This window comes from Streptomyces venezuelae, assembly GCF_008642355.1.
Classification (GTDB): Bacteria; Actinomycetota; Actinomycetes; order Streptomycetales; family Streptomycetaceae; genus Streptomyces; species Streptomyces venezuelae_B.
Window position 1 is genome coordinate 1,375,997 of the sequence record NZ_CP029193.1, and the last position, 23,059, is coordinate 1,399,055.

Genomic DNA, 23,059 nt, shown 5'->3' on the forward strand with positions numbered 1-23,059 from the left:
CATTGCTCGACATCAAGATATCTCCTACCCACCCCCTTACGGACAGTGGCTTCCGGACCGTTCTTCGTAGACACTGTCTACGCGGTGTAGTAGACAGTGTCTATGAACGAACGGGATGATCAGGAAGCGGGACTGCGGGCCCGGCTCGTGGACGTGGGCGTCGAGCTCGTGGCGACGCGGGGGGTGCAGGCGCTGACCCTGCGGGAGATCGCGCGCAGGGCGGGCGTCTCGCACGGCGCGCCCCGGCGGTACTTCCCCACGCATGTGTCGCTGCTCTCCGCCATCGCGCGGCGGGGCTTCGGGGAGTTGGCCGTCGAGGTGGGGAAGGCGGTGGGCGAGGGTCCCGACGAAGACGCCCGCGCGCGGCTGCGTGCCCTGAGCCGCGCCTACCTCGGCTTCGCCGTGACCCACCGCGGCATGTTCGAGCTGATGTTCCGCCACGACCTTCTGGAGAGCGATCGGCTCGGGCTACGGGAGACCAGCCTCCCCCTCTTCGACGTCCTGGCCGGCCTGGTCGCCGAGGCCCGCCCCGCGTCCGGCGCCGGAGCACGGGTCGTCGCGGGCGCGCTCTGGGCGAACCTGCACGGCATCGCGCAACTGTGGGGGTGGGGCAGTCTGCGCCTCGCGACGGGTGCGGAGGACGTGGAGGCGCTGCTCGACGCGGCCCTCGACGCACATCTCGGGCCGGAGGCCTCGTGACATCCACTACGGAGATACCGGCCCCGGAGATCCGGGCCACAGGGGTCCGGCGCCGGCTCACCCTCGCCTGCAGTGTCGTCGGAGCCATGCTCGTCGCGTTGGACGGCACCGCGCTGACCGTCGCCCAGCCGTCCCTGCAACGCGACCTCGATGCCTCCTTCGCCCAGGTGCAGTGGACGAGCACCGGCTATCTGATCGCCGTGGCGAGCCTGCTCGTCTTCGCCGGACGGCTCGGCGACCGGTACGGGCACGGGCGGCTCTTCGCCGTGGGAACGCTCGGGTTCGCCGCGGCGTCGGCCGGGGTCGGCCTCGCGCCGGGTGTCGGCTGGGTGATCGCGCTGCGCGTGGCCCAGGGAGTGTTCGGGGCGCTGTCGCAGCCCGCGACGCTCGGGATGCTGCGGGCCGCGTTCCCGCCGGACCGGCTGGGGATGCCGATCGCGCTGCGGATGAGCGCGATCGGGCTCGCGGCGGCCACGGGGCCACTGGTCGGCGGGGCGCTCGCCGCGCATCTGGGCTGGCGCTCGGTGTTCTTCCTGAGCGCGGTGCCCGCGGTGGTGACCGGCGTACTCGCGCTCGTGGTGCGCGTACCGGCGGTACGCGGCGCGACTCCCGCGCCCGGCCTCGACCTGCCCGGCGCCGGGCTGCTCGCGGTGACGCCGGCCTGCCTCGTCCACACCCTCGTCACGGTGCCGGAGCGGGGGTGGACGACGACCGCCGTGGCGGGGCTCGCTGTGGCGGCCGTCGCGGGAGGCGTGTTCGTACGTCACGAGAGGCGTGCCGCGAGCCCGCTGGTGCCGCCGCGGCTGCTCCGCGCCCCCGGGGTCGGGGCCGCGCTCGGCATCCTCGTCGCGGCGTCCGCGGCGATGTTCGGGGCGCTCTTCGTCGGCACGTACTTCCTCCAGGACGTCCTGGGCCTCGACCCGCTGGACTGTGCGCTGAGGGCGCTGCCGCTCGCCGTGATGATGGTGGTGAGCGCGCCGCTCGCAGCCGTGGTGCTGCGCAGGCAGGGGCCACGGCGGACGATCACGGCGGCCATGACGGTGCTCGCCGCGGGGATCCTGGCCCTGTCGCGCCTGGACGCGGCGTCGGGGCCGGTGGCGACCGGTACGGGCTTCTTCCTGGTCGGGGCGGGGTTCGGGACGGTGATGGTCGCGGCGACGGCGGTCGTCGTACGCCACGCCCCGGTGGCCGACGCGGGGGTGGCGGGCGGTCTCCAGCAGACGGCGATGAACGTGGGCCCGACGGTGGGGATCGCCGCGGCGACGACCTTGATGACCGCGCTCGCCCCCCGCACGGGGACCGACGGTTCGCCTTGGCCGGACACCGCGTTCCTCGCGGCGATGCCGTCCACGCTCACCGCGCTGGCGGCGGTGGCAGCGTTCGGCGCCGCGGTGGCGACGCGACTGCCCCGCCACACCGCGCCACGCCCCGGGCACCCGGCCCCGGCCTAGAACCCCGCCTTCAGCACCTCCTCCACCATCCGCAGCGCCGCCCGTGCCTGGCGTCGGTGTGTCTCCTCGTTCTCCAGGCGCAGGGTGAACGCCGCGGTGGTCACCGCCGTCGCGCCGTCCGGGGTCACGCCGCCCTCGCTGACGAAGCCGAGACTCGTGCCGCCGTGGAACCAGAGGCCGTCCGCGCGGCCGGCCAGGGGGCGGGAGGCGATGCCGAGGCCGTAGCGGACGCCGTCGGCAGGGACCCAGTCGCGGACCGGCACCGTCGACTTCATCGCCGCCAGCTGCGCCGGGCGCAGCAGTCGGCCACCGAGGAGCGCGCGCAGGAAGACGCCGTGGTCGTGCGTCGTCGAGATGAGGCAGCCGTCCGCGCCCCCGCCGAAGCCGAGCGTGGTCTCGGTCGGACGCGTCTCCTCCGGGAAGTACGTGTAGCCCGTCGCCGTCGGTTGCGGCACGTACGACGAGGTCCCGGGGATGAGCGTGTGGCGCAGGCCGAGCGGTTCGATGATGCGCTCGTGGACCTCCTGGGCCCAGGGGTGCCCGGTGACCGCCTCGATCAGCATCCCGGCGACGATGTAGTTGGTGTTGGAGTATCCCCAGCGCCGCTCCCCCACCGGGTCGGCCGCGTCGGGCAGCCACTGCGGGGGTTCGGCGAGGGCCGCCGCCAGCTGTTCCTTCGGCGACTGCGAGCGGAAGCGGTTGCGCCGGTACGCGTCGGGGGTGAAGTCGCCGCTCTCCGCCGTGATGTATTCGTTGAGGCCGCTGGTCTGCCGCAGCAGGTTGGTGACGGTGATCCGGCGCCCGTCGTTTCCGTGGCCGCGGACCGCGCCGGGCAGCCAGCGCTCCACGGTGTCCGTCAGCTTCAGCCGCCCCTCTCCGACCAGTTGCAGGACGACGGTCGCCGTGTACGTCTTCGTGTCGCTGCCGATGCGGTAGTACGCGCCCCACGGCACCGGGCCCTTCCCCGGGGCTTCGAGGTCGGCGACCCCCGCGCGTGCGGTGGTGCGGCCGCGTGCGTCCTGCACCTCGGCGAGGACTCCGCTCGCCCCGGTGGCGTGGATGGCGTCGACGCCGCGCTGGAGGGCGCGGCCACGCCGGCCGTGCGGGGGACGCGGAGCTCTGGCCGAGGCGGGGGCCGCCGCCGTCCCCGCGAGGAGTGCCGCCGCGGCCGCTGTGAGGCCCGTGCGCCTGCTGATCTCGTTCACTGGGTCTTCTCCGTCGTCTTCAGGTTCGGCTTCAGGTTCGGCTTCGCGCACGTGATGTCCGCCCTGGGCAGCTCGCCGTCGCGCAGGTAGGTGTTCACGGCACCGTCGGCGCACGGGACGGGGGTGAGGCCGCTGGTGCCGCGTCCGTAGACGCCGTGGGAGCGGATGTCCGCCGTGACGAGGCGGGATCCCCTGAGCTTCTTGTGCAGCGCCAGAGCGCCCTCGTACGGGACGTTGTTGTCGTACTTGGCCTGCAGCAGCAGGACGGGCACGTCGTTGCGGATCCGCGTGCCGGGTTCGCGGGGTTCGGTCCCCCAGAACGCGCAGGGCGCGATCATTCCGTTGACGTACGGCCCGAAGACCGGCTGCGTGGCGCGGCTGCGCTGCATGTTCTTCCAGTACGTCGCCGGCTTCTTCGGCCAGCCGCCGGCCGGCCAGCCCCCGTCGCCGCACATGAAGATCGCGCCGCCGGTCATGCTGTCCGCCAGCTCGGGTGACGAGAGGAGGTCGAGGAGCCCGCTCAGCGCGGGCCCCGGTTCGAACTCCTCGCCCGCGGCGGCCTTCTTCACGTCGTCCACGACGCTGACGAGTTGAGGGTCGTACTCCTCGTGTTGCACGAGTTGCTTGAGGAGAATCCGCAGCAGCGGGGCATCGAGGCGCACGTTTTTCACCGGGATGGGGTGCCGCTCCGCCCGCGCGAGGAGCTTCAGGACGTCGTCGCGTACGTGGCCGCCGAGCCCGTCGAGCGCCGCCTCCGCGGGCGCGCCCGACCGCTGGAACAGTTCGTACTGCGTGGCCGCCGGGTCGGTCGAGGAGTCCAGGACGATGCGGTCGCTCCGGTGCGGGAACAGCTGGGTGTAGACGGCGCCCAGATCGGCGCCGTACGAGATGCCGTAGTACGACAGTCTGCGCTCGCCGAGCGCCTCGCGGATGGCGTCCATGTCGCGGGCGACGTTCCTGGTCGAGGCGTGCGGCAGCAGCTCGGCGTTGTCGCCGTGCTCCTGGCATCGGCGTGCGGTGTCGCGGGCGGACCGCACCGACTTCCCGAAGTCCCGGCGTGGGGTGGTGGTTTCGGCGGGCGGCGCGGGCTGCGGGGCTTCGCCGCAGGTGAGGGGGGTGCTTTCGCCGAGGAAGCGCGGGTCGAAGCCGATGAGGTCGTAGTGGTCGGCGACATCCTTCAACGCGGGCCGCAGGGCGAGGGTGTTGGCGAGACCCGTGCCGCCGGGCCCGCCGGGGTTGGAGAGCAGGATGCCGCGCCGCTCCCCGGACGACTTCGCCCTGATGCGGGAGACGGCGATGTCGATCGTACGGCCGCGGGGGTCCGCGTAGTCGAGGGGTACGGCCACCTTCGCGCACTCCGCGCCCGCCTCGTTCAGCTCCTTCTGCTCCGCGGAGCAGGGGCCCCAACCGACCGCGGACCTGACCGGCTTCGGCGCCCCGGACCCGGGCAGGTCCGCGGCGGCCCCCGGGCCCGCGAGCAACCCGACGAGGCCCAGGCCCGCGGTGACTGCTGACACGACGCGCATCGCGCTCCTTGGTTCGACGGGAAGTGATCACCACGTTAGGAACGCGCGCGCCGCCGGACCATCGGGCTACCGGGCCGGACCGCCCGGGGGAAATCCCCCCGACAAGGCCCGGGTTCGCCGTAGGCCTCGCCTTGACCTGGAGTCCGCTCCAGCTCCTACTGTCGTCGACGTTCACCGGGCAAGCCCCTCAGGAGGTACCACCATGACCAGCCTTTCCGGCACCGCCACCCTCCCCGCACGCCGCCTGGGCGCGCTGACCGTCTCGGCGCAGGGCCTCGGCTGCATGGGGATGAGCCACGGCTACGGCGCGTCGGACGACGCGCAGTCCATCGCGACGATCCACCGCGCCCTCGACCTCGGCGTCACGCTGCTCGACACGGCCGACTTCTACGGCAGCGGCCACAACGAGGAGCTCATCGGACGCGCCCTCGCGGGCCCGCGACGCGAACAGGCCGTCGTGGCAACGAAGTTCGGCTTCGCCAACCGGCTCGGCGAGCCCACGCTCATCCGGGGCGACGCGGCGTACGTGCGCCAGGCGTGCGACGCCTCGCTGCGCCGTCTCGGCGTCGACCACATCGACCTGTACTACCAGCACCGCGTGGACACGACCGTACCGATCGAGGAGACCGTCGGCGCGATGGCCGAGCTCGTCGCGGCGGGCAAGGTGCGGCACCTCGGCCTCTCCGAGGCGAGCGCGCGGACCCTGCGGCGGGCACACGCCGTGCACCCCATCGCGGCGCTGCAGAGCGAGTGGTCGCTGTGGACCAGGGACCTGGAGGCGGAGATCGCGCCGGTCTGCCGCGAGCTCGGCATCGGCATCGTCCCGTTCTCGCCACTCGGCCGGGGCTTTCTCACCGGCCGCTACACCTCGGTCGACGGGCTGCCGCAGGACGACGTGCGCCGCACCCAGCCCCGCTTCGCCGCCGGCAACCTGGAGCGGAACCTGTCCATCGTGGAGACCCTGGACGCGCTGGCCGCCGAGAAGGGCGTCACCGTGGGGCAGCTCGCGCTCGCCTGGGTGCAGCACCGCGGCGCCGACGTCGTGCCCATCCCCGGCACGCGCCGCGAGAAGTACCTGGCGGAGAACCTCGGGGCGGTAACGATCGAGCTGTCCGCCGACGAGCTGTCCGCGATCGACGCGGCGGCGCCCGCGGGCGGCGTGGCGGGCACGCGGTACGACGAGCGCAGCCTGGCGGTCGTGAACAAGTAGACAAGAAGACAAGTAGCCTGCACGCATGACCGTGCCCGTGCCCGCACCCGTGCCCTCGGACCTCACGTTCCACGCCGTCCCCGACGTCCTCGCCCACCTCGCGGGCGGGTGGCACGTCGAGCGCACCGTCCGCGATCTCGCGGACGGCTCCGAGGGCCGCTTCACCGGTACGACGTACTTCTCACCGCTGCCCGCCCCGGTCACGGACACCACCGGTCTCCTGCACCACGAGTCGGGCACGTTCACCTGGCAGGGAGTGGCGCGGCCCGCCGAGCGCACGCTCCGCTTCCTGCCCGGCGACGGCGGCGCGGGCACCGCGCGCGTGGAGTTCGCCGACGGCCGCTTCTTCCACGACCTCGACCTGCGCACGGGCAGCTGGACGACGGACCACCCCTGCGCGGACGATCTCTATCGCGGCGAGTTCGAGGTGATCGGCGCGGACCGCTGGCGCAGCCGATGGCGGGTCGGCGGCCCCGCCAAGGACCTGCTTCTGGTCACGGAGTACCGACGCGCACCATCCAGTCCTCGGGCGCCGGAAGAGGTGTGAAGCCGACCTTCTCGTAGACCCCGTGCGCGTCGTCCGTGGCGAGCAGTGTCCTGCGCAGCCCGAACGGTTCCAGGTGCGCGCAGACCGCGGTGACGAGCGCGACGCCGAGGCCCTTGCCGCGTACGTCCCGGGAGACGTACACGTCGCAGAGGTAGGCGAACGTGGCGCGGTCGGTGACCACGCGCGCGTACGCGACCTGTTCGCCCGAAGCCTCCTCGTACACCCCGAAGTTGAGCGACGCGGCCATCGCCGCCTCGTGCTTGTCGCGGGGGCGTCCGATGGCCCAGTACGCGTCGGTGGAGAGCCAGTGGTGGACGCGGGCGGCGTCGATACGGGCGGCGTCGGCGGATATCTCGTAGCCGTCGGGTAGCGTGGCGCTTTCGTTCATACGGGCGAGCCTGGCAGTCACGGCGCCGCGGCGTCGACCGTTTTTCACCAGGTGGCACGGCCGAACGGCGGGGACCTCAGTGGCAGGATCCAGTCGGCGTCGGTCCGATGAGACCGCCCGCGTGCTGCGAGCGGCCGACTGCCGGCCCGTCAGCGAGAAAGCCGGAACCTATCTGTACCCGGTCGGCGAGGCCGATCGCCGCGACACCTACCTGGGGATCGCGCCCGACGGCAAGGTCTACGCCGGGATGGACGGCGTCACCCTGCTCGCCGAAACCGGCGACGAAGCCCTGGAGAAACTCATCGAGGGAATCCGGTGAAGGCATGACGGTGTGAAGGCGGGCGGTCAGCGGAGGTTCAGCACTTCGTCGCAGGCCGCGCGCAGTCGCCGTACCCCCTCCGTGATCTCCCCCACCCCCGGCACCGCGGCGAAGCTCAACCGGACGTGGGCGGCGGGGGGTTCGGCGGCGAAGTACGGGCGGCCCGGCGCCACCGCGACGCCCGCGCGCAGTGCCGCGGAGGCGAACGCGGCCTCGTCGGCGCCGTCGGGCAGCCGCACCCACAGGTGGTAGCCGCCCGCCGGGATGTGCTCCACGGTGAGTTCGGGCAGCCGCAGCCGCAGCGCCGCCGACATGGCGTCCCTGCGCTCCTTCAACTCGCCCGCGACCGCCCGCAGATGGCGCGGCCAGGCAGGCGAGCCGACGAGTTCGAGTGCCGCCTCCTGGAGTGGCCGCGGGACGAAGAAGTGGTCGACGACCTGGATGGCGCGGAGCCGTTCGAGGACCGGGCCGCGGGCCGCGAGCGCGCTGACGCGGAAGCTCGGCGAGGTGGCCTTGGTGAGGGAGCAGACGTGGACGACGACGCCGTCGGGGTCGTCGGAGGAGAGCGGGCGCGGCAGTGGCCCGGCGTCCTCGTGGACGAGGCGGCGCACGAAGTCGTCCTCGATGACGAACGCACCCGCCTCGCGGGCGATCCGCAGGACCTCCGGGCGGCGCTCGGCGGAGAGCACGGCCCCGGTCGGGTTCTGGAACAGCGGCTGGCAGACGAAGACCCGGGCGCCGGTCGCACGGAACGCGGCCTCCAGGAGCTGGGGCCGCACTCCGTCCGTGTCGACGGGCACGGGGACAGGCCGCAGGCCCGCCGCCCGCGCGATGGCGAGCATGCCGGGGTACGTGGGGGACTCGACCAGGACGGGAGCGCCGGGCGGGGCGAGCGCCCGTAGCGCCGTCGTCAGGGCGCTCTGGCCGCCGGCCGTGATCAGGACCTCGGCCGCCGTGACGGCCCCGCCGATCCCCCGCGCGAACCATTCGCGCAGCTCGGGCAGGCCGTCGACGGGTGGCCGCCCCCATGCGCCGGGCCGTCGTCCCGCGCGGGCGAGGGCCGCCGCCATCGCCTGTCCGGGCTGGAGGGCCGGGTCGAGGTAGCCGCCGTTGAACTCGATGACACCGGGCGGCGGAGCGGCGAGCGTGGCCAGGACGCCGGTCGCGTCGACCGAGCGCGGCACGAGCTCCGCGGCGGCGTCGGCGCTCAACGTCACCTCCTGCCACGAGGTGTCCCCCGCGGGGGCGGCGGGCGCCGTCGGCTCGGCGCGGAAGACGCCCGCGCCGGGGCGGGTGACGACGAGACCTTCGGCGGCGAGCTGCGCGAGGGCCCGCGACACGGTCACGGGGCTCACCCTGAACCGCTCCACGATCGCCCGACTCGATGGCAGCTTTCCACCCGGTGAGTAGCGATCCAGCTCATTCCGCAGCCGTTTCGCCAGGTCGCCCACACTGCTACTGTCTTGCATGACAGCACAGGATAGCGCTACTCGCCCGACCCGGATAGCGGTCCCCACCCCGGCCACAGCACCCCGGGACCCCGCCCCCGCGGGCACGCACCGCACCGGCACCCTCATGGCCGCCCTCGGCGTCATCGCCTTCTCCCTCACGTTCCCCTCCACCGCCTGGGGCCTCGAAGGCATCGGCCCGTGGAGCTTCGTGACCCTGCGCGGGGCGCTCAGCGCGCTCGTCGCGGGCGGCTGTCTGCTCGCGCTGCGCGTCGCGGTCCCCGACCGCCGCCACTGGGCGGGTCTCGCGGTCGTCGGCGCCGGTGTCGTCGTCGGCTTCCCGCTGCTCACCACGCTCGCCCTGCAGACCTCGACCACCGCCCACGCGGCCGTGGTCGTCGGACTGCTCCCCCTCACGACCGCGGTCTTCGCCGCGCTGCGCACGGGCGCCCGCCCGTCGCGCACGTTCTGGGTGGCGGCGCTCGCCGGGGCGGCGGCTGTCATCGGGTTCACCGTGCAGCAGAGCGGCGGCGCCCTCACCACCGCCGACCTGTACCTCTTCGGCGCGCTGCTGATCTGCGCGGCCGGCTACACCGAGGGCGGCCGCCTGGCCCGCGAGATGCCCGGCTGGCAGGTCATCGGCTGGGCGCTGATCCTCTGCCTGCCGCTCAACATCGCGGGCGCGGTCCTCGCCCTGCCCCACGAGTCCTTCCACCTCACCGGACACAGCACGGCGGGGCTGCTCTACGCGGCGCTCGGCTCGCAGTTCCTCGGCCTGGTCGTCTGGTACCGGGGCATGGCGGCGATCGGCGTCCCCAAGGCCAGCCAGCTGCAGCTCGCCCAGCCGCTCCTGACACTGGTGTGGTCGGTGTTCCTGCTCGGCGAGCACCTCACCGTCGCCGCGCCCCTCACGGCGGCCGCGGTCCTCGTCTGCATCGCGGTCACCCAACGGGCCCGCGGCTGACGGGCTGCCCGCCCGACAGGTCCCAACTCCCGCCACCCGTCGTACACTTGCCGCCACAGATCGCGACCGCAGAGCGGGACGAGGGGGCACTCCAGATGCGTGCAACCGTAGGCGACGAGCTGGTGGTGCACGGCAGGATCGTCGGGCAGCACGACAGGATCGCGCAGGTCGTCGAGGTGCTGGGGGCGAACGGCGGACCGCCGTACCGCGTCCGCTTCGAGGACGGCCACGAGACCGTGATGTCGCCGGGGCCCGACACCGTCGTACGGCACCAGGACCCGGCTTCCTGACCCACGAGGATCAGCACCGACGAGGATCAGCGCGGCGGCTTCGCCGGCTTCTGGTAGTGGTCGGCGACCACCCGCGCCATCGCGCCGATCTTGTCGACGCCGACCTCCTTCGCGGAGAAGTAGACGTGCCCGCGCACCTCGCGGAAGCCCTCGGCGTACGTGAGGTGCCGGGACAGCTCCGCGGGGTCCTGCCATGCCGCGGGCTGCGCCGGGTCGCCCGCCTTGTACAGGGCCTCGCCGATGTAGAGGTTGACGCCCGTGCCGCGCACGACGTCGTTCCACCACGGGATGAGCTTCGCGTAGTCCGCGGCGGGGAAGCCGATGTTCCAGTACACCTGCGGGACGATGTAGTCGATCCAGCCCTTCTTCACCCAGCCGCGGGTGTCCGCGTACAGGTCGTCGTAGGTCTGCACGCCCGCCCGGGTGTCCGAGCCCGTCGGGTCGGTGGCGATGTTCCGCCAGACCGCGAAGGGGCTGATCCCGAACTGGGTGCGCGCCCGCGCCTTCTTCACCCGCCGGGCCATCTCGCGCACCAGCCGGTCGATGTTGTCCCGCCGCCACGAGGCCCGGTCGGGGAAGCCGCCGCCGTACCGCTCGAAGGCGTCGTCGTCGTCGAAGACCTGGCCCGCGACGGGATACGGGTAGAAGTAGTCGTCCCAGTGCACCGCGTCGATCGGGTAGCGGCGCACGGCGTCGAGCATCGCGTCCTGCACGAAGCGCCGCACCGCGGGCAGCCCCGGGTTGTAGTACAGCTTCCCGCCGTACGGCACGACCCAGTCGGGGTGCACCCGCGCCGGGTGCGTGGCCACCAGACGGGACGGGTCCGTGTGGTTGGCGATCCGGAAGGGGTTGAACCACGCGTGCAGCTCCAGGCCCCTGCGGTGCGCCTCGTGGACGGCGGTGCCCAGCGGGTCCCAGCCCGGGTCCTTGCCCTGGACGCCGGTCAGGTACTCCGACCACGGCTCGTAGGGCGATGGCCACAGGGCGTCCGCGGTGGGACGCACCTGGAAGACCACCGCGTTGAGTCTGCGGTTCACGGCCGAGTCCAGAAAGGCCAGCAGCTCGCTGCGCTGCTGAGCCGCCGGAAGCCCCGGCTTGGACGGCCAGTCACGGTTCACGACGCTCGCCAGCCACATGCCGCGCAGTTCGCGGCCGTCCTTCGGACGCCGGGCGGACGCGGCGACCGCGTCCCCGGTCGTCGCCAGACCCGCCAGTGTCGCGGCGGCCACCAGAGAGAAACCCCGACGTGACATACGCCTCATCTGCATGCCCCCTGAGCTCGCTGTGCACCGACACCCCTTGCCGGTTGGGCACAGCATGCCCGACCCGGCCCGTCATGGCGCCCTCATTGCGGAGTAACGTTCACGGCCGAGGCAGGCACCGCATCCATATACGGGGGAAGTCCTGCCGGCCCCGTTGATCAGCGAAAGGCACGAGGTGACCGACTCCATGACCGATATCGCACGCGTCGGAGTGGTGGGCTGTGGCCAGATGGGCGCCGGAATCGCAGAGGTCTGCGCCCGCTCCGGACTGGACGTGAAGGTCGCGGAGACCACCGGCGAAGCCCTGGAGATCGGCCGTACGCGGCTGTACAACTCCCTTTCCAAGGCGGCCGAGCGCGGCAAGATCTCCGAGGAGGAGCGCGACGCGACCCTGGACCGCCTGAGCTTCACCACCGACCTCGGCGAGTTCTCCGACCGTGACCTGGTCATCGAGGCCGTCGTCGAGAACGAGCAGGTCAAGACCGAGATCTTCCAGGTGCTCGACCAGGTGGTGACCCGGCAGGACGCGATCCTCGCCTCCAACACCTCCTCCATCCCGCTGGTGAAGCTGGCCGTCGCGACCTCGCGTCCCGACCAGGTCATCGGCATCCACTTCTTCAACCCGGCACCGGTGCAGCAGCTCGTCGAGCTGATCCCCGCGCTGACCACCTCCGAGGGCACCATCAGCCGGGCGCAGGCCGTGGTCGAGAAGGTCCTCGGCAAGCACGCGATCCGCGCCCAGGACCGCTCGGGCTTCGTGGTGAACGCCCTGCTCATCCCGTACCTGCTCTCCGCCATCCGGATGTTCGAGTCGGGCATCGCGAGCCGCGAGGACATCGACAACGGCATGGAGATGGGCTGCGCCCACCCGATGGGGCCGCTGAAGCTCTCCGACCTGATCGGCCTGGACACGGTCGCCTCGGTCGCCGACTCCATGTACACCGAGTACAAGGAGCCGCTGTACGCCGCTCCCCCGCTGCTGCAGCGGATGGTCGACGCGGGCCGCCTCGGCCGGAAGTCCGGCTCGGGTTTCTACACGTACGCCTGACGACCCGTACGCCATGCGGCGTACGCGCGGATCACTCCCCGTACGAACACTCTCTGTACCCGACGGGCCCGGCACTCCTGCGAGTGCCGGGCCCGCGGCGTTCACACAGGGTGTGCGCGGCGGGCTCGCATATGCCCGTCGCACACTCTCCCGCCCTGGTCACCGGGCGGGTTGACTGCCTGTGCGGATGAAGGGGGGACGCGCCACTACAGAGAGGAGTGGACTCGTGACCATCGACGGCGAGAGTGCCGTGGTCCCGGAAGAACTCGCTGAGTTACGCCGAAGCCTGGAGGTGGGCCTTGCCCGCGTCGACGGACGGCTGGCGTTGCTCAGTCAGCACGACGAACAGACCGCCAAGAACGTGGAGACCATGGAGGCCCGGGTCGCCGCGCTGGAGAACACACGCTGGCCCCTCCCCACGATCGTCGCTCTCGCGGCGGTCGCGGCAATCGCGGTGTCGGTCTGGCAGGCGCTCGGCCATTAGCTAGCGCGCGTCCTGGCCGAGACGCAGATGGTGCAGGAGGAGGAGCGCCGCGGCCATGTTGGCGGCCGGGACCTCCCCACGGGTCACCATGTCGGGAACCAGTTTGAGCGGGACCCACTCGCGGCGGTCCGACTCGAAGGCGTCCTCGGGATGACCGATGTACGTCCCCTCGTCGGACCAGTAGATGTGGTGCCTGGCGTCAGTGAGTCCATTGGACGGCTCGACGCTCATCAGGTGCCGCAGCGGGCCCGGTCGCCACCCGGTCTCCTCCTCCATTTCGCGTGCCGCGGCGTACGCGATGTCCTCGCCGTCCTCGACGACGCCTGCCGCGAGTTCCCAGCCCCAGCTGTCGGTGATGAAGCGGTGTCGCCACAGCAGGAGCACCTCGTTGGCGTCGTTGACGACGGTGGCCACGGCGACGGGCCGCATCCGTATGAGGAAGTGGTCCAGATGCCGGCCGTCGGGCAGTTCGACATCCGCGAGATTGACCGTGAACCACCGATTTCCATACACAGTTTGTTCGCTCTGTTTCGTCCACTGCACGGTTCTGCCACCTTCCGATCGGTAGATGGCAATATCGCAGCAGACAAAACGTGTGAGCAGCGTGTGTGCGCTTCGGAACGGTGAGTGCACGCGATCGCGGACCGGGGGTGCTGCGCGTTACAGGGGGACGCGCAGCGCCCCTGCGATGAGCTCGGCGGCCTCGGCCGTACCCGCGCAGTCGCTGCGGACCAGGTGCTCACGCACGGCGCGCAGCCGGTCGCGCAGCCGCTGGGACTCCATGCCCCGGGCCTGTTCCGCCATCTCCACGGCCGTGACCACCGCCTCGTCGGTGTTGCCCTGGCGCAGCTCGATCTGGCTGAGCATGGCGAGGCGATGCACCCGCCCCCGGTCGTGCGCCGGAGTGTCCACGGCCGCCGCGGCATGCTCACGGGCGCTGGCGAGATCGCCCAGACTGAGCAGCGCCTCCGCCACTTGCACGTTGACCAGGCCGGGCTGGACATAGCCCGTCTCGTCCGGCTCGCGGCCGCGCAGGATCCGATCGGCCGCCGCCTCCGCACGCCGGATGCAGGACAGCGCGCTCCTGCCGTCGCCCAGGTGCGCATACGCCTTGGCCTGCATCGCGTACAGGTCGGAGGCGAGCGCCGGGGTGAGATCGCGCCCGGCGGCCCGCAGCGCGGCCTCCGCGAACGCGACCGCCTGGCGGTACTCGCGCATGAACAGCGACTGGTTGACGAGGAGCGCGATCACGTACGCGCCGAGCCCGGTGTCGCCGCTGGCCTTGGAGAGGCGCAGCGCCTGGTGGAAGTAGCGCTGGGCGAGGCCGTGCGCGTCGGAGTCGTAGGCGCAGATCCCGGCGATGGCGACCAACCCGCCGGTGGAGCGGTGCAGTTGGCGTCCCATCTCGTCGGTGTAGCTGCCGCGCAGCAGGGGCGCGACCTCGGCGTTGAGGAAACCGACGATGCGGGAGCGGGTCGCGATGCCGCCGGTCTTGCGGTACATCTGCTCGTAGTGGGCGCGGGCGGCGCGCATCATCTCGATGTCGGCGGTGCTCACGGGGTGCCGTCCGCCGCGTGACACGTCGACGTCCTCGGGCGGGTTCTCCCACTCCCAGACCGGCATCACGGCGGGCGTTCCCGTGACGGCGGGCGCCCCGAGCAGATGCGGGCGCTGCTGTTCGTCCGAGCGCCACAATGCGGTGGCCCGCTCCACGAATCCGGAGAGGGTGGACGCGGACGTTCCGGTCCGGGCCGCGGGGACGCCGGGCAGACCGAGGCCGATGTCGTCCAGGGTGACGGGGCGGTGCAGGCGGGCGGCGAGCACTTCGCAGATCAGGTCAGGCACCTGGCCGCGCGGCCGCTGGCCCTTCAACCAGCGCGACACGGCCGTGTGTTCGTAGCGGAGCGCGAGTCCTCTGGCCCTTCCGGCCTGGTTCACATGTGCGGCGAGTCCCGCGTGGGAGATGCCGGCCTCGTCGAGGATCGCGTCGAGCAGGGTGTTGGGCTGCATGGATGCCCTCCGGTGGCTCAGTGCTGCTCAGACTAGTGGAGGCCCCTTCACACGGGGTGTGAACGGAGTGCCCTGATCCGGGGGGTGTGCGCTCTGCCGCACGGTGTGTGGGATCGCTTGACTGAGATGCCTCATCAGTTAAGGAGGCCGGCCGGGCCGCCGAGCTCCCCCCTCTTACAGTGCGGCGGCCCTCATCGGCGCCGTTCGTCCCGCCGTCTGCCCGACAACTCCATGGCGGGGCGGGCGGCGCGTGCCGCCTCCCGCTGCTGGGACGGGACCCTCGTGCGGTCGTTGCGCAGGACGAGGAGCGCCGCGTCGTCGGACGGCAAGTGGCCGGTGTGGCGCAGGAGTCGGTCGTAGACGGCGTGGACGACGCCCTGCGGGGAGACCGGCGCGACGCGGACCGCGTCGGTCAGCGCGGCGCGCAGCGGGAAGAACGCCCCGGTGGCGTCGCGCGCGTCCTCCATGCCGTCCGTGTGCAGCGCCAGCGCCTCACCGGGCAGCAGCCGTCCGCAGTCGAGCACCGCCAGGTCGGCGGGGAGCGGGAAGGGTCCGAGCGGCGGCAGCGGATCGCTGTCCGTCAGGGGTTGTGCGGTGCCGCTGAGCAGGTGGGGCCAGGGGTGGCCGCAGTTGAGTGCGGAGATCCCGCCGTCCCGGTCGATCTCCAGGAGCAGGACGGTGACGAACTCCTCGGCCACCGGGGTCTTGGGCGGGGCGCCGCCGCACGCCGGGTGTTCGGCCCGCGCGCGCTCGCGCAGGTGCCGGTCGAGGGCGCGCTCCAGGCGGCGCAGCACCAGCGGCAGTTCGGGCTCGTCGTGCGCGGCCTCGCGGAAACTGCCGAGCACGGCGGCCACGGTCGCGAGGGCGGCGAGACCGTGACCCCGGACATCTCCCATGACGACCCGCACGCCGTGCTCGGTGGCCGCCACCTCGTACAGGTCGCCCCCGACGGTCGCACCCCGGGACGCGGAGAGCCGTCCGGCGGCGACAGCGAGGCCCCCGATGCGGGGCGGCAGTGGCCTCAGGAGTACGTTCTGCGCGGCACCGGCGACCTCGCGCATCTGCCGCAATTCCCGCAGCAGCGCCCGCCGGGCGTGGAATATCAGCCCGGTCCCGACGACGAAGAAGACGGCACTGCTGAAGATCCGCGCCTCCAGGCTCTCCGCCTGGGCGAGCGGGCAGGCCAGTTTGTACGTGATGGCGAAGGCACCCCACACCGCGGGCAGGCCCAGCGACTTCCCGAGACGGATCATGCCGGTGGCCCCCCTCCAGGATTCGGCGCGCAGTCCCACCCGTACGGCCGGACTGATTCTGTCGACCGCATGGGCCGATCGGGTCAGGGTGCCGATTGAAGTCACTCGAACGAGTGAGGGGCCTATCCGGTGGTCCGGATAAGCCCCTCTTTGCGCCCCTTGTGCGCCTGTTATCGCCTACGGGCAGTCACTATGCTCCGCGCAGCACCGCACCCGTCCGCTCGGCCGCCAGCGCGACGGCCGCGTCGCGGGCCGCGGAGGCCTCGTCGACGGTCAGCGTACGGTCGGCGGCGCGGAAGCGCAGCGCGTACGCGAGCGACTTCTTGCCCTCGCCGATCTGCTCGCCCTCGAAGACGTCGAACAGCCGGATGGACTCCAGGAGTTCGCCCGCGCCGCCGCGGAGGTAGTACTCGACCACGGCGGCCGGCACCTCCTTGTCGACGACCAGCGCGACGTCCTGCGTGGCCACGGGGAAGGTGGAGATCCGCGGCGCCCGCAGCTCCCCGTCCCGTGCCTGCTCCAGGCGGTCGAGGTCGAGCTCCATCGCGCAGGTGCGCGCGGGCACGCCGAGCGCCTTGACGACGCGCGGGTGCAGCTCACCGGCGTGACCGACGGAGACGATGTCCCCGTCGACGACGACCTTCAGCTCGGCGCAGCGGCCCGGGTGCCACGGGCCGTACTGACCCTGGTCGACGATGAGCTCGACGCCGGCCTCGCGGGCGATGGTCCGCGCCGCCTCGACGGCGTCGGCCCAGTCGGCCGGGCGGCCCTTGCCCCACCAGCCGGCCTGCTCGCGGGCGCCCGCGAGGACGACGGCGGCGTGCCGGGGCTGGACGGGCAGCGCCGCGGTGAGGGACGCGATCTCCTCGTCGGTGGGACGGCGGTCGACGGGCAGACGCCCGGCGACCTTCGCCTCGTCCTGCGGGTGGAAGACCAGGCCGGTCTCGAAGAGCGCCAGGTCGTGCGAGCCGCGGCCGTCGTTGCGCCGCAGCGCGGACAGCAGGCCCGGCAGCAGCGTCGTGCGGAGCGCGGGCTCCTCGTCGGAGAGCGGGTTGACGAGCTTGACCACGCGGCGGTGCGGGTCGTCCGCCTCCAGGCCCAGCTGGTCGAAGACGCCCTCGCCGAGGAAGGGGTAGCTCAGCGACTCGACGTAGCCCGCACCGGCCAGCGCGCGGCCGACACGGCGGTGCAGCCGCTGCCGCTCGGTCAGGCCGCGGCCCGCGGGGGGCTTCGGCAGGGTCGAGGGCAGGTTCTCGTACCCCTCGAGGCGGATGACCTCTTCGGCGAGGTCGTTCGGCTCGGCGAGGTCGGGGCGCCACGACGGGACGGTGACCGTCAGGTCGTCCTGGCCGTAGACGTCGCAGCCGACCTCCTGGAGGCGGCGTACGACGGTCTCGCGGCCGTAGGCCACACCGGCGACCTTGTCCGGGTGGTCGGCGGGCATCGTGATCGTGCGCGGCGCGGTCGGCGCGATGACCTCGGTGACTCCGGCCTCGGCGCTGCCGCCCGCGAGGAGCACGAGCAGGTCGACGGTGCGCTGCGCGGCGGCTGCCGCGGCCTGGGGGTCGACGCCGCGCTCGAAGCGCTTGGACGCCTCGGACGCCAGCTTGTGGCGGCGCGCGGTGCGGGCGATGGAGATCGCGTCGAAGTGCGCGGCCTCGACGACCACCTCGGTGGTGCCGCGGACCTGCCCGGTCTCCGGGTCGGTCTCGGAGTCGGCGATCTCGGTGTTCGCGCCGCCCATGACGCCCGCGAGGCCGATCGGACCGCGGTCGTCGGTGATGACCAGGTCACCGGCGTCCAGGACGCGCTTGGTGCCGTCGAGGGTGGTGAACTTCTCGCCCTGCTCGGCCCGGCGCACGCCGATCGTGCCCTGGATGCGGGAACGGTCGTACGCGTGCAGGGGCTGGCCGAGCTCCATCATCACGTAGTTGGTGATGTCGACGGCGAGCGAGATCGGGCGCATGCCGACCTTCTGCAGACGGCGCTGCAGCCAGATCGGGGAGCGCGCCTCGGGCTGCAGGCCCGTGACGGTGCGCGCGGTGAAGCGGTCGCAGCCGAGCGGGTCGGCGATCTTGACCGGGTAGCCGAAGGAGTTCGGCGCGGGCACGTCGAGGAGCGCCGGGTCGCGCAGCGGCAGGCCGTACGCGATGGCGGTCTCGCGGGCGACGCCGCGCATCGAGAGCGCGTACCCGCGGTCGGGCGTGACGGCGATGTCCAGGACCTCGTCGACGAGCTCCAGGAGCTCGATGGCGTCGGTGCCCGCCTCGTGCTCGGGCGGCAGGACGATGATGCCGCCGCTGCCGTCGTCGCCCATGCCCAGCTCGTCGCCGGAGCAGATCATGCCGTGCGACGTCTTGCCATACGTCTTGCGGGCGGCGATGGCGAAGTCGCCGGGCAGGACGGCGCCGGGCAGGACCACGACGACCTTGTCGCCGACCTGGAAGTTCCGGGCACCGCAGACGATCTCCTGCGGCTCGCCGGTGCCGTTGGCGGTGCCGACGTCGACGGTGCAGAAGCGGATGGGCTTCTTGAAGCCCTCCAGCTCCTCGATGGTGAGGACCTTGCCGACGACGAGCGGGCCCTTGAGGCCCGCGCCGAGCTGCTCGACGGTCTCGACCTCCAGGCCGACCTCGATCAGCTTGGCCTGCACGTCACGGCCGGTCTCGGTGGCGGGGAGGTCGACGTACTCCCGCAGCCAGGAAAGCGGGACCCGCATCAGATCTCCATCCCGAACGGCCGGGTGAACCGGATGTCACCCTCGACCATGTCTCGCATGTCTTCGACGTTGTGGCGGAACATCAGCATTCGCTCGATGCCGAACCCGAAGGCGAATCCGCTGTACTTCTTGGGGTCTACGCCGCAGGCGGTGAGCACCTTGGGGTTGACCATGCCGCAGCCGCCGAGCTCGATCCAGCCCTCGCTGCCGCAGGTGCGGCAGGCGCGGTCGGGGTTGCCGACGGACTCGCCGCGGCACACGTAGCAGACCATGTCCATCTCGGCGGACGGCTCGGTGAACGGGAAGTAGTTCGGCCGCAGCCGCGTCTTCATGTCCGGTCCGAAGAGCGCCTGGACCATGTGGTCCAGGGTGCCCTTGAGGTCGGCCATGGTGAGGCCCTCGTCGACGGCGAGCAGCTCGATCTGGTGGAAGACCGGGGTGTGCGTGGCGTCGAGCTCGTCCGTGCGGTACACGCGGCCGGGGCAGACGATGTAGACCGGCGGCTCGCGGCGCTCGAGGAGCGCGCGGGCCTGCACCGGGGAGGTGTGCGTGCGCAGCACGACGCCGGACTCGTCGCCCTGCGCGCCCTCGGGGCCCTGGACGAAGAAGGTGTCCTGCATCTGCCGGGCCGGGTGGTCGGGCGTGAAGTTGAGCGCGTCGAAGTTGAACCACTCCGCCTCGACCTCGGGGCCCTCGGCGACCTCGTAGCCCATCGAGACGAAGACGTCGGCGACGCGCTCCATCATCGTGGTCAGCGGGTGCCGGGCGCCGGCGGCCGTCCTGTCGTACGGCAGCGTGACGTCCACCGCCTCCTCGACCAGGACGCGGGCGTCGCGCTCGGCCTCGAGCTCGGCCTGGCGGGCGGCCAGGGCCTTGCTCACGGCGCCGCGCGCCATGCCGACGCGCTTGCCCGCCTCGGCCTTGGCCTGCGGGGGCAGCGCGCCGATCTCGCGGTTGGCGAGCGCCAGCGGCGACGTGCCGCCGGTGTGCGCGACCTTGGCCTCCTGGAGCGCTTCGAGGGAGTCCGCGGCGGCGAAGGCGGCGAGCGCCTCGTCCCGCATCCGCTCGATCTCTTCAGGTTTCAGTGCCTCGACCTCAACAGGGTCGTACGACTTGTTCGGTGCCGACATCTCTTCCCGTGCTTCCGGTTGGCTGGCGGATGGGTCCCCGTCAACAACTCGGAGACAAGCTGTCCCAGGTATGGGGACACAAAGTGCCAACGACCGAGTCTAACGGGGGTGCGGTGAACGGATGAGCCCGCGGGCTGCTCAGCGCGTACTCGACAGGGTCACTGGAGATACGCCGGGGCCCCCACGGGCAACGTAAATCGGAATCGGGCGCCGCCGCCGGGAGCGCGGCCGACGGTGATCGTCCCGCCGTGCACTTCCACGATGCCCTTCACGATGTACAACCCCAGTCCCGTCCCGCCGCGCTTGCTGCCCCGCCAGAAGCGGGTGAAGACGCGGCCCATCGACTCCTCCGGAATGCCGGGACCCTCGTCGCTCACGGTCACGGCCGTCTCGGCGCCGCCCCGCTCGCGCGGGGACGCCGAGGGCGCCACCTCGATGGTGACGGTTCCCTCGCCGTGCCGCACGGCATTTTCCAGCAGGTTGCTGAGCACCTGGTCGACCTTGTCGGGGTCGGCCCAGCAGTCGGGCAGCGGTCGCTGGACGCGGACGAGGAAGCGGTCCGCGTCCTGTCCCGCGGCGACGTGCGCCTGAATGTGGCGTGCGACGGCGGCGCCTATGTCGACGGGCTGGCGGCGCAGCTCCAGGCGCCCGGAGTCGATGCGGGAGATGTCGAGGAGTTCGGCGATCAGCCGGGTGACGCGGTTCGCGTCGGCGTCGACGGTCTCCAGCATCAGTTTCTTCTGGTCGTCGGTGAACCGCTCCCACTTGGCGAGCAGCGTCGCGGTGAAGCCCTTGACGGAGGTGAGCGGCGAGCGGAGCTCGTGGGCGACCGTGGCGATCAGCTCGGCGTGGCTGCGCTCGGTGCGGCGGCGGGCCTCGGTGTCGCGCAGCGAGACGACGACGCGGCGGACGGGGCCGGTGCGGGTGGTGCGGACGTAGCGGGCGGAGACGAGGACTTCGCGGCCACCCGGCAGGAGAAGGTTGCACTCGGGCTGGCCGACGCGGATGGCGAGACCGCCGTAGGGATCGGTCAGCTGCCACCAGCGGCGGCCTTCGAGGTCTTCTAAGGGGAGCGCGTGCTCCAGGGGCGTGCCGAGTGCCTCGGCCGCCGGTACGGCGGTGATGCGTGCCGCCGCCGCGTTGAAGCAGATGACGTGGCCCGTCTCGTCCGCGACGACGAGCCCGTCGGGCAGCTCGTCGGGGTCGAGTCCGAGGCCGCCGAGGTCACCGGGACCGCCGTGGTCCGCGCGAGCACGGACGAGGTCCTGTACCCCCGGTGCTCTGCTCGTGCCCACACTCATTCCCCGTACCCCACCTCTCGGACCTGTCGGGGCCTCCGAGCCCGTCACACTACTAGCTCGATGTGACGGAGCGGACCCCCTCAGCGAGTACTGGAGGCACGCTGCGCACGGGCGGACGCATAGAGGCACACGGCGGCGGCCGTCGCGAGGTTGAGGCTTTCGGCTCTGCCGTGGATCGGAACGCGCACCACGGCGTCGGCGAGTGCGCGGGTCTCCTCCGGCAGCCCCCACGCCTCGTTGCCGAAGATCCAGGCGGTCGGGGTGCCCATGGTGCCCTTGTCGAGCTCCGCGTCGAGGTCGTCCTCGCCCGCCCCGTCGGCGGCGAGGATCCGTACGCCCACACCCTTCAGCCCCCGCACGGCCTGCTCGACGGGCACGCCCACGGCGACCGGCAGATGGAAGTGCGAGCCGACGGAGGCGCGCACGGACTTGGGGTTGTAGAGGTCCACGGAGGCGTCCGTGAGGATCACGGCGTCGGCGCCCGCGGCGTCGGCGCACCGCAGCACGGTCCCGGCGTTCCCGGGGTCGCGGACGTTGGCGAGCACGGCGACGAGCCGCGGCCGGGCGGCGAGGATCTCCTCGAACGGCACGTCGAGGAACCGGCAGACGCCGACGAGGCCCTGCGGGGTGACGGTCGTCGAGATGTCGGCGATGACGTCCTCGTCGGCGAGGTGCACGCGGGCACCGGCGGCGCGGGCCTCCCCCACGATGTCGGCGTACCGCTCGGCGGCGTCGACGGTGGCGAACAGCTCGACGAGCGTCTGCCCGTGCCCGGCGGCCTCCCGCACGGCCTGCGGCCCCTCGGCGAGGAACAGCCGCTCCTTCCCCCGGAAGTTCCGCTTGGCCAGCCGCCGCGCGGCACTGACGCGCGGCGACTTGGGGGAGATCAATTCGGGGGCGGCGGGCATGGACTCACCTTCGGCATAGGGGCGGGGGCGCCCCTGAAAGGGGCGCGGGGAACTGCGCGACCAGCCACGACGGACCCGCGGACGGCAGACGACACAGGCGGGCAGACGAGAGCCCGAACAGAATCGGACCCGCAAGCCAGACGGCTTACGGGTCCGAACATCACGCTGAGCTCAGCGCGGCGTCACGCAGCCTTGGGCGCGTTGACGTCCGACGGCAGCGCCTTCTGCGCAACCTCGACGAGCGCGGCGAACGCGTTCTCGTCGTTGACGGCCAGCTCCGCGAGGATCTTGCGGTCCACCTCGATGTTGGCGGCCTTCAGACCCTGGATGAAGCGGTTGTAGGTGATGCCGTTGGCGCGGGCAGCGGCGTTGATGCGCTGGATCCACAGCTGACGGAAGTCGCCCTTGCGCTTCTTGCGGTCGTTGTAGTTGTAGACCAGGGAGTGGGTGACCTGCTCCTTGGCCTTGCGGTACAGGCGCGAACGCTGGCCGCGGTAGCCGCTGGCCTGCTCGAGGATCGCCCGACGCTTCTTGTGGGCGTTGACTGCCCGCTTGACGCGTGCCACTTGTTAACTCCTTGTAGCGGGGCCGTGGTTGGACTCACACGGCCCGGTATCGATTGGGTCCCGGTCAGAGGTCAGGTGCCGTGTCCGGCACCCGAGCTCACTTGCCGAGAAGCTTCTTGATCTTCTTGGCGTCGCCCGGGGCCATCTCGGCGTTGCCGGTGAGGCGACGCGTCAGACGGGACGACTTGTGCTCGAGCAGGTGGCGCTTGCCGGCGCGCTCACGGAGCACCTTGCCGGAGCCGGTGACCTTGAAGCGCTTGCTGGCACCGCTGTGCGACTTGTTCTTCGGCATAGCGCCGTTCTCTCCTCGTCAGTGGCACTCCGATGCCCG

At 72.1% G+C, this 23,059-nt stretch carries 23 protein-coding genes; 9 read left to right on the forward strand and 14 right to left on the reverse strand.

The window, feature by feature from the left end; genetic code table 11:
• Positions 1-102: 102 nt before the first annotated feature.
• Both DEJ47_RS06405 and DEJ47_RS06410 read left to right on the forward strand, forming a co-directional pair.
• The gene (locus DEJ47_RS06405) at positions 103-699 is read left to right on the forward strand and encodes a TetR/AcrR family transcriptional regulator (RefSeq protein WP_150165775.1); all 597 of its coding nucleotides are present in this window, start codon (positions 103-105) and stop codon (positions 697-699) included.
• On the forward strand, positions 696-2,150 hold the full coding sequence (locus DEJ47_RS06410; RefSeq protein ID WP_398338900.1) for an MFS transporter: 1,455 nt from the start codon (positions 696-698) through the stop codon (positions 2,148-2,150). Before DEJ47_RS06405 ends, DEJ47_RS06410 begins: the two co-directional genes overlap by 4 nt.
• On the opposite strand, the gene DEJ47_RS06415 is transcribed toward DEJ47_RS06410, so the two are convergent.
• Positions 2,147-3,355: a serine hydrolase domain-containing protein gene (locus tag DEJ47_RS06415; RefSeq protein WP_150165777.1), complete on the reverse strand. Its 1,209-nt coding sequence runs from the start codon at positions 3,353-3,355 to the stop codon at positions 2,147-2,149. The two genes, DEJ47_RS06410 and DEJ47_RS06415, sit on opposite strands and share 4 nt — an antisense overlap.
• Positions 3,352-4,881: an alpha/beta hydrolase gene (locus DEJ47_RS06420; RefSeq protein WP_150165779.1), complete on the reverse strand. Its 1,530-nt coding sequence runs from the start codon at positions 4,879-4,881 to the stop codon at positions 3,352-3,354. Before DEJ47_RS06420 ends, DEJ47_RS06415 begins: the two co-directional genes overlap by 4 nt.
• Before the next feature lie 202 nt (positions 4,882-5,083).
• Between DEJ47_RS06420 and DEJ47_RS06425 the strand changes: the two genes are divergently transcribed.
• Positions 5,084-6,091: an aldo/keto reductase gene (locus DEJ47_RS06425; protein ID WP_150165780.1), complete on the forward strand. Its 1,008-nt coding sequence runs from the start codon at positions 5,084-5,086 to the stop codon at positions 6,089-6,091.
• 25 nt (positions 6,092-6,116) lie between these two features.
• Positions 6,117-6,638, forward strand: coding sequence for a DUF6314 family protein (locus DEJ47_RS06430; RefSeq protein ID WP_150165782.1), 522 nt, complete (start codon positions 6,117-6,119; stop codon positions 6,636-6,638).
• Here the strand turns inward: DEJ47_RS06430 and DEJ47_RS06435 are convergent.
• Positions 6,586-7,026, reverse strand: coding sequence for a GNAT family N-acetyltransferase (locus DEJ47_RS06435; protein ID WP_150165784.1), 441 nt, complete (start codon positions 7,024-7,026; stop codon positions 6,586-6,588). The genes DEJ47_RS06430 and DEJ47_RS06435 overlap by 53 nt on opposite strands.
• Between DEJ47_RS06435 and DEJ47_RS37590 the strand changes: the two genes are divergently transcribed.
• A complete protein-coding gene (locus DEJ47_RS37590) occupies positions 7,010-7,345 on the forward strand; it encodes an SUKH-3 domain-containing protein (RefSeq protein WP_150165785.1) in 336 nt (111 codons plus the stop codon). The genes DEJ47_RS06435 and DEJ47_RS37590 overlap by 17 nt on opposite strands.
• Before the next feature lie 26 nt (positions 7,346-7,371).
• Here the strand turns inward: DEJ47_RS37590 and DEJ47_RS06445 are convergent, their stop codons facing one another.
• Positions 7,372-8,814 carry a PLP-dependent aminotransferase family protein gene (locus DEJ47_RS06445; protein WP_150165787.1) on the reverse strand — a complete coding sequence of 481 codons (1,443 nt, stop codon included), beginning with the start codon at positions 8,812-8,814 and terminating at the stop codon, positions 7,372-7,374.
• On the opposite strand from DEJ47_RS06445, the gene DEJ47_RS06450 reads away from it, so the two are divergent.
• Together DEJ47_RS06450 and DEJ47_RS06455 are read left to right on the forward strand one after the other, a co-directional pair.
• Positions 8,813-9,757, forward strand: coding sequence for a DMT family transporter (locus DEJ47_RS06450; protein WP_150165789.1), 945 nt, complete (start codon positions 8,813-8,815; stop codon positions 9,755-9,757). The two genes, DEJ47_RS06445 and DEJ47_RS06450, sit on opposite strands and share 2 nt — an antisense overlap.
• A 95-nt stretch (positions 9,758-9,852) precedes the next feature.
• Positions 9,853-10,047, forward strand: coding sequence for a DUF1918 domain-containing protein (locus DEJ47_RS06455; protein ID WP_150165791.1), 195 nt, complete (start codon positions 9,853-9,855; stop codon positions 10,045-10,047).
• A 26-nt stretch (positions 10,048-10,073) separates the two neighbouring features.
• Here the strand turns inward: DEJ47_RS06455 and DEJ47_RS06460 are convergent, their stop codons facing one another.
• A complete protein-coding gene (locus DEJ47_RS06460) occupies positions 10,074-11,309 on the reverse strand; it encodes a glycoside hydrolase family 10 protein (protein WP_150165793.1) in 1,236 nt (411 codons plus the stop codon).
• Positions 11,310-11,496: 187 nt separating this feature from the next.
• Between DEJ47_RS06460 and DEJ47_RS06465 the strand changes: the two genes are divergently transcribed.
• Both DEJ47_RS06465 and DEJ47_RS06470 read left to right on the forward strand, forming a co-directional pair.
• On the forward strand, positions 11,497-12,357 hold the full coding sequence (locus tag DEJ47_RS06465; protein ID WP_150165795.1) for a 3-hydroxybutyryl-CoA dehydrogenase: 861 nt from the start codon (positions 11,497-11,499) through the stop codon (positions 12,355-12,357).
• A gap of 226 nt (positions 12,358-12,583) precedes the next feature.
• Complete coding sequence (locus DEJ47_RS06470; protein WP_150165797.1) at positions 12,584-12,841, forward strand: hypothetical protein; 258 nt, start codon at positions 12,584-12,586, stop codon at positions 12,839-12,841.
• On the opposite strand, the gene DEJ47_RS06475 is transcribed toward DEJ47_RS06470, so the two are convergent.
• The 9 genes from DEJ47_RS06475 to rpmI all read right to left on the reverse strand — a co-directional run bounded on the left by DEJ47_RS06475 (position 12,842) and on the right by rpmI (position 23,020).
• Positions 12,842-13,384, reverse strand: a complete 543-nt coding sequence (locus DEJ47_RS06475) for an NUDIX hydrolase (RefSeq protein WP_150165798.1) — start codon at positions 13,382-13,384, stop codon at positions 12,842-12,844.
• 117 nt (positions 13,385-13,501) lie between these two features.
• Complete coding sequence (locus tag DEJ47_RS06480; protein WP_150165800.1) at positions 13,502-14,851, reverse strand: transcriptional regulator; 1,350 nt, start codon at positions 14,849-14,851, stop codon at positions 13,502-13,504.
• Positions 14,852-15,042: 191 nt separating this feature from the next.
• On the reverse strand, positions 15,043-16,104 hold the full coding sequence (locus DEJ47_RS06485) for a PP2C family protein-serine/threonine phosphatase (protein ID WP_150165802.1): 1,062 nt from the start codon (positions 16,102-16,104) through the stop codon (positions 15,043-15,045).
• A gap of 190 nt (positions 16,105-16,294) precedes the next feature.
• Positions 16,295-18,823 (reverse strand): phenylalanine--tRNA ligase subunit beta, encoded by a 2,529-nt coding sequence (gene pheT, locus DEJ47_RS06490; RefSeq protein WP_150165804.1) that lies wholly within the window; start codon positions 18,821-18,823, stop codon positions 16,295-16,297.
• A complete protein-coding gene (gene pheS, locus DEJ47_RS06495; RefSeq protein ID WP_150165806.1) occupies positions 18,823-19,953 on the reverse strand; it encodes a phenylalanine--tRNA ligase subunit alpha in 1,131 nt (376 codons plus the stop codon). The genes pheT and pheS overlap by 1 nt, the downstream gene beginning before the upstream one ends.
• A 158-nt stretch (positions 19,954-20,111) precedes the next feature.
• On the reverse strand, positions 20,112-21,254 hold the full coding sequence (locus tag DEJ47_RS06500) for an ATP-binding protein (RefSeq protein WP_150165808.1): 1,143 nt from the start codon (positions 21,252-21,254) through the stop codon (positions 20,112-20,114).
• Between the two features lie 80 nt (positions 21,255-21,334).
• Positions 21,335-22,162 (reverse strand): TrmH family RNA methyltransferase, encoded by an 828-nt coding sequence (locus DEJ47_RS06505; protein WP_150165810.1) that lies wholly within the window; start codon positions 22,160-22,162, stop codon positions 21,335-21,337.
• 182 nt (positions 22,163-22,344) lie between these two features.
• Complete coding sequence (gene rplT / locus DEJ47_RS06510) at positions 22,345-22,728, reverse strand: 50S ribosomal protein L20 (protein ID WP_150165812.1); 384 nt, start codon at positions 22,726-22,728, stop codon at positions 22,345-22,347.
• Between the two features lie 97 nt (positions 22,729-22,825).
• Positions 22,826-23,020: a 50S ribosomal protein L35 gene (gene rpmI / locus DEJ47_RS06515; RefSeq protein ID WP_007829094.1), complete on the reverse strand. Its 195-nt coding sequence runs from the start codon at positions 23,018-23,020 to the stop codon at positions 22,826-22,828.
• Between the last annotated feature and the right edge of the window lie 39 nt (positions 23,021-23,059).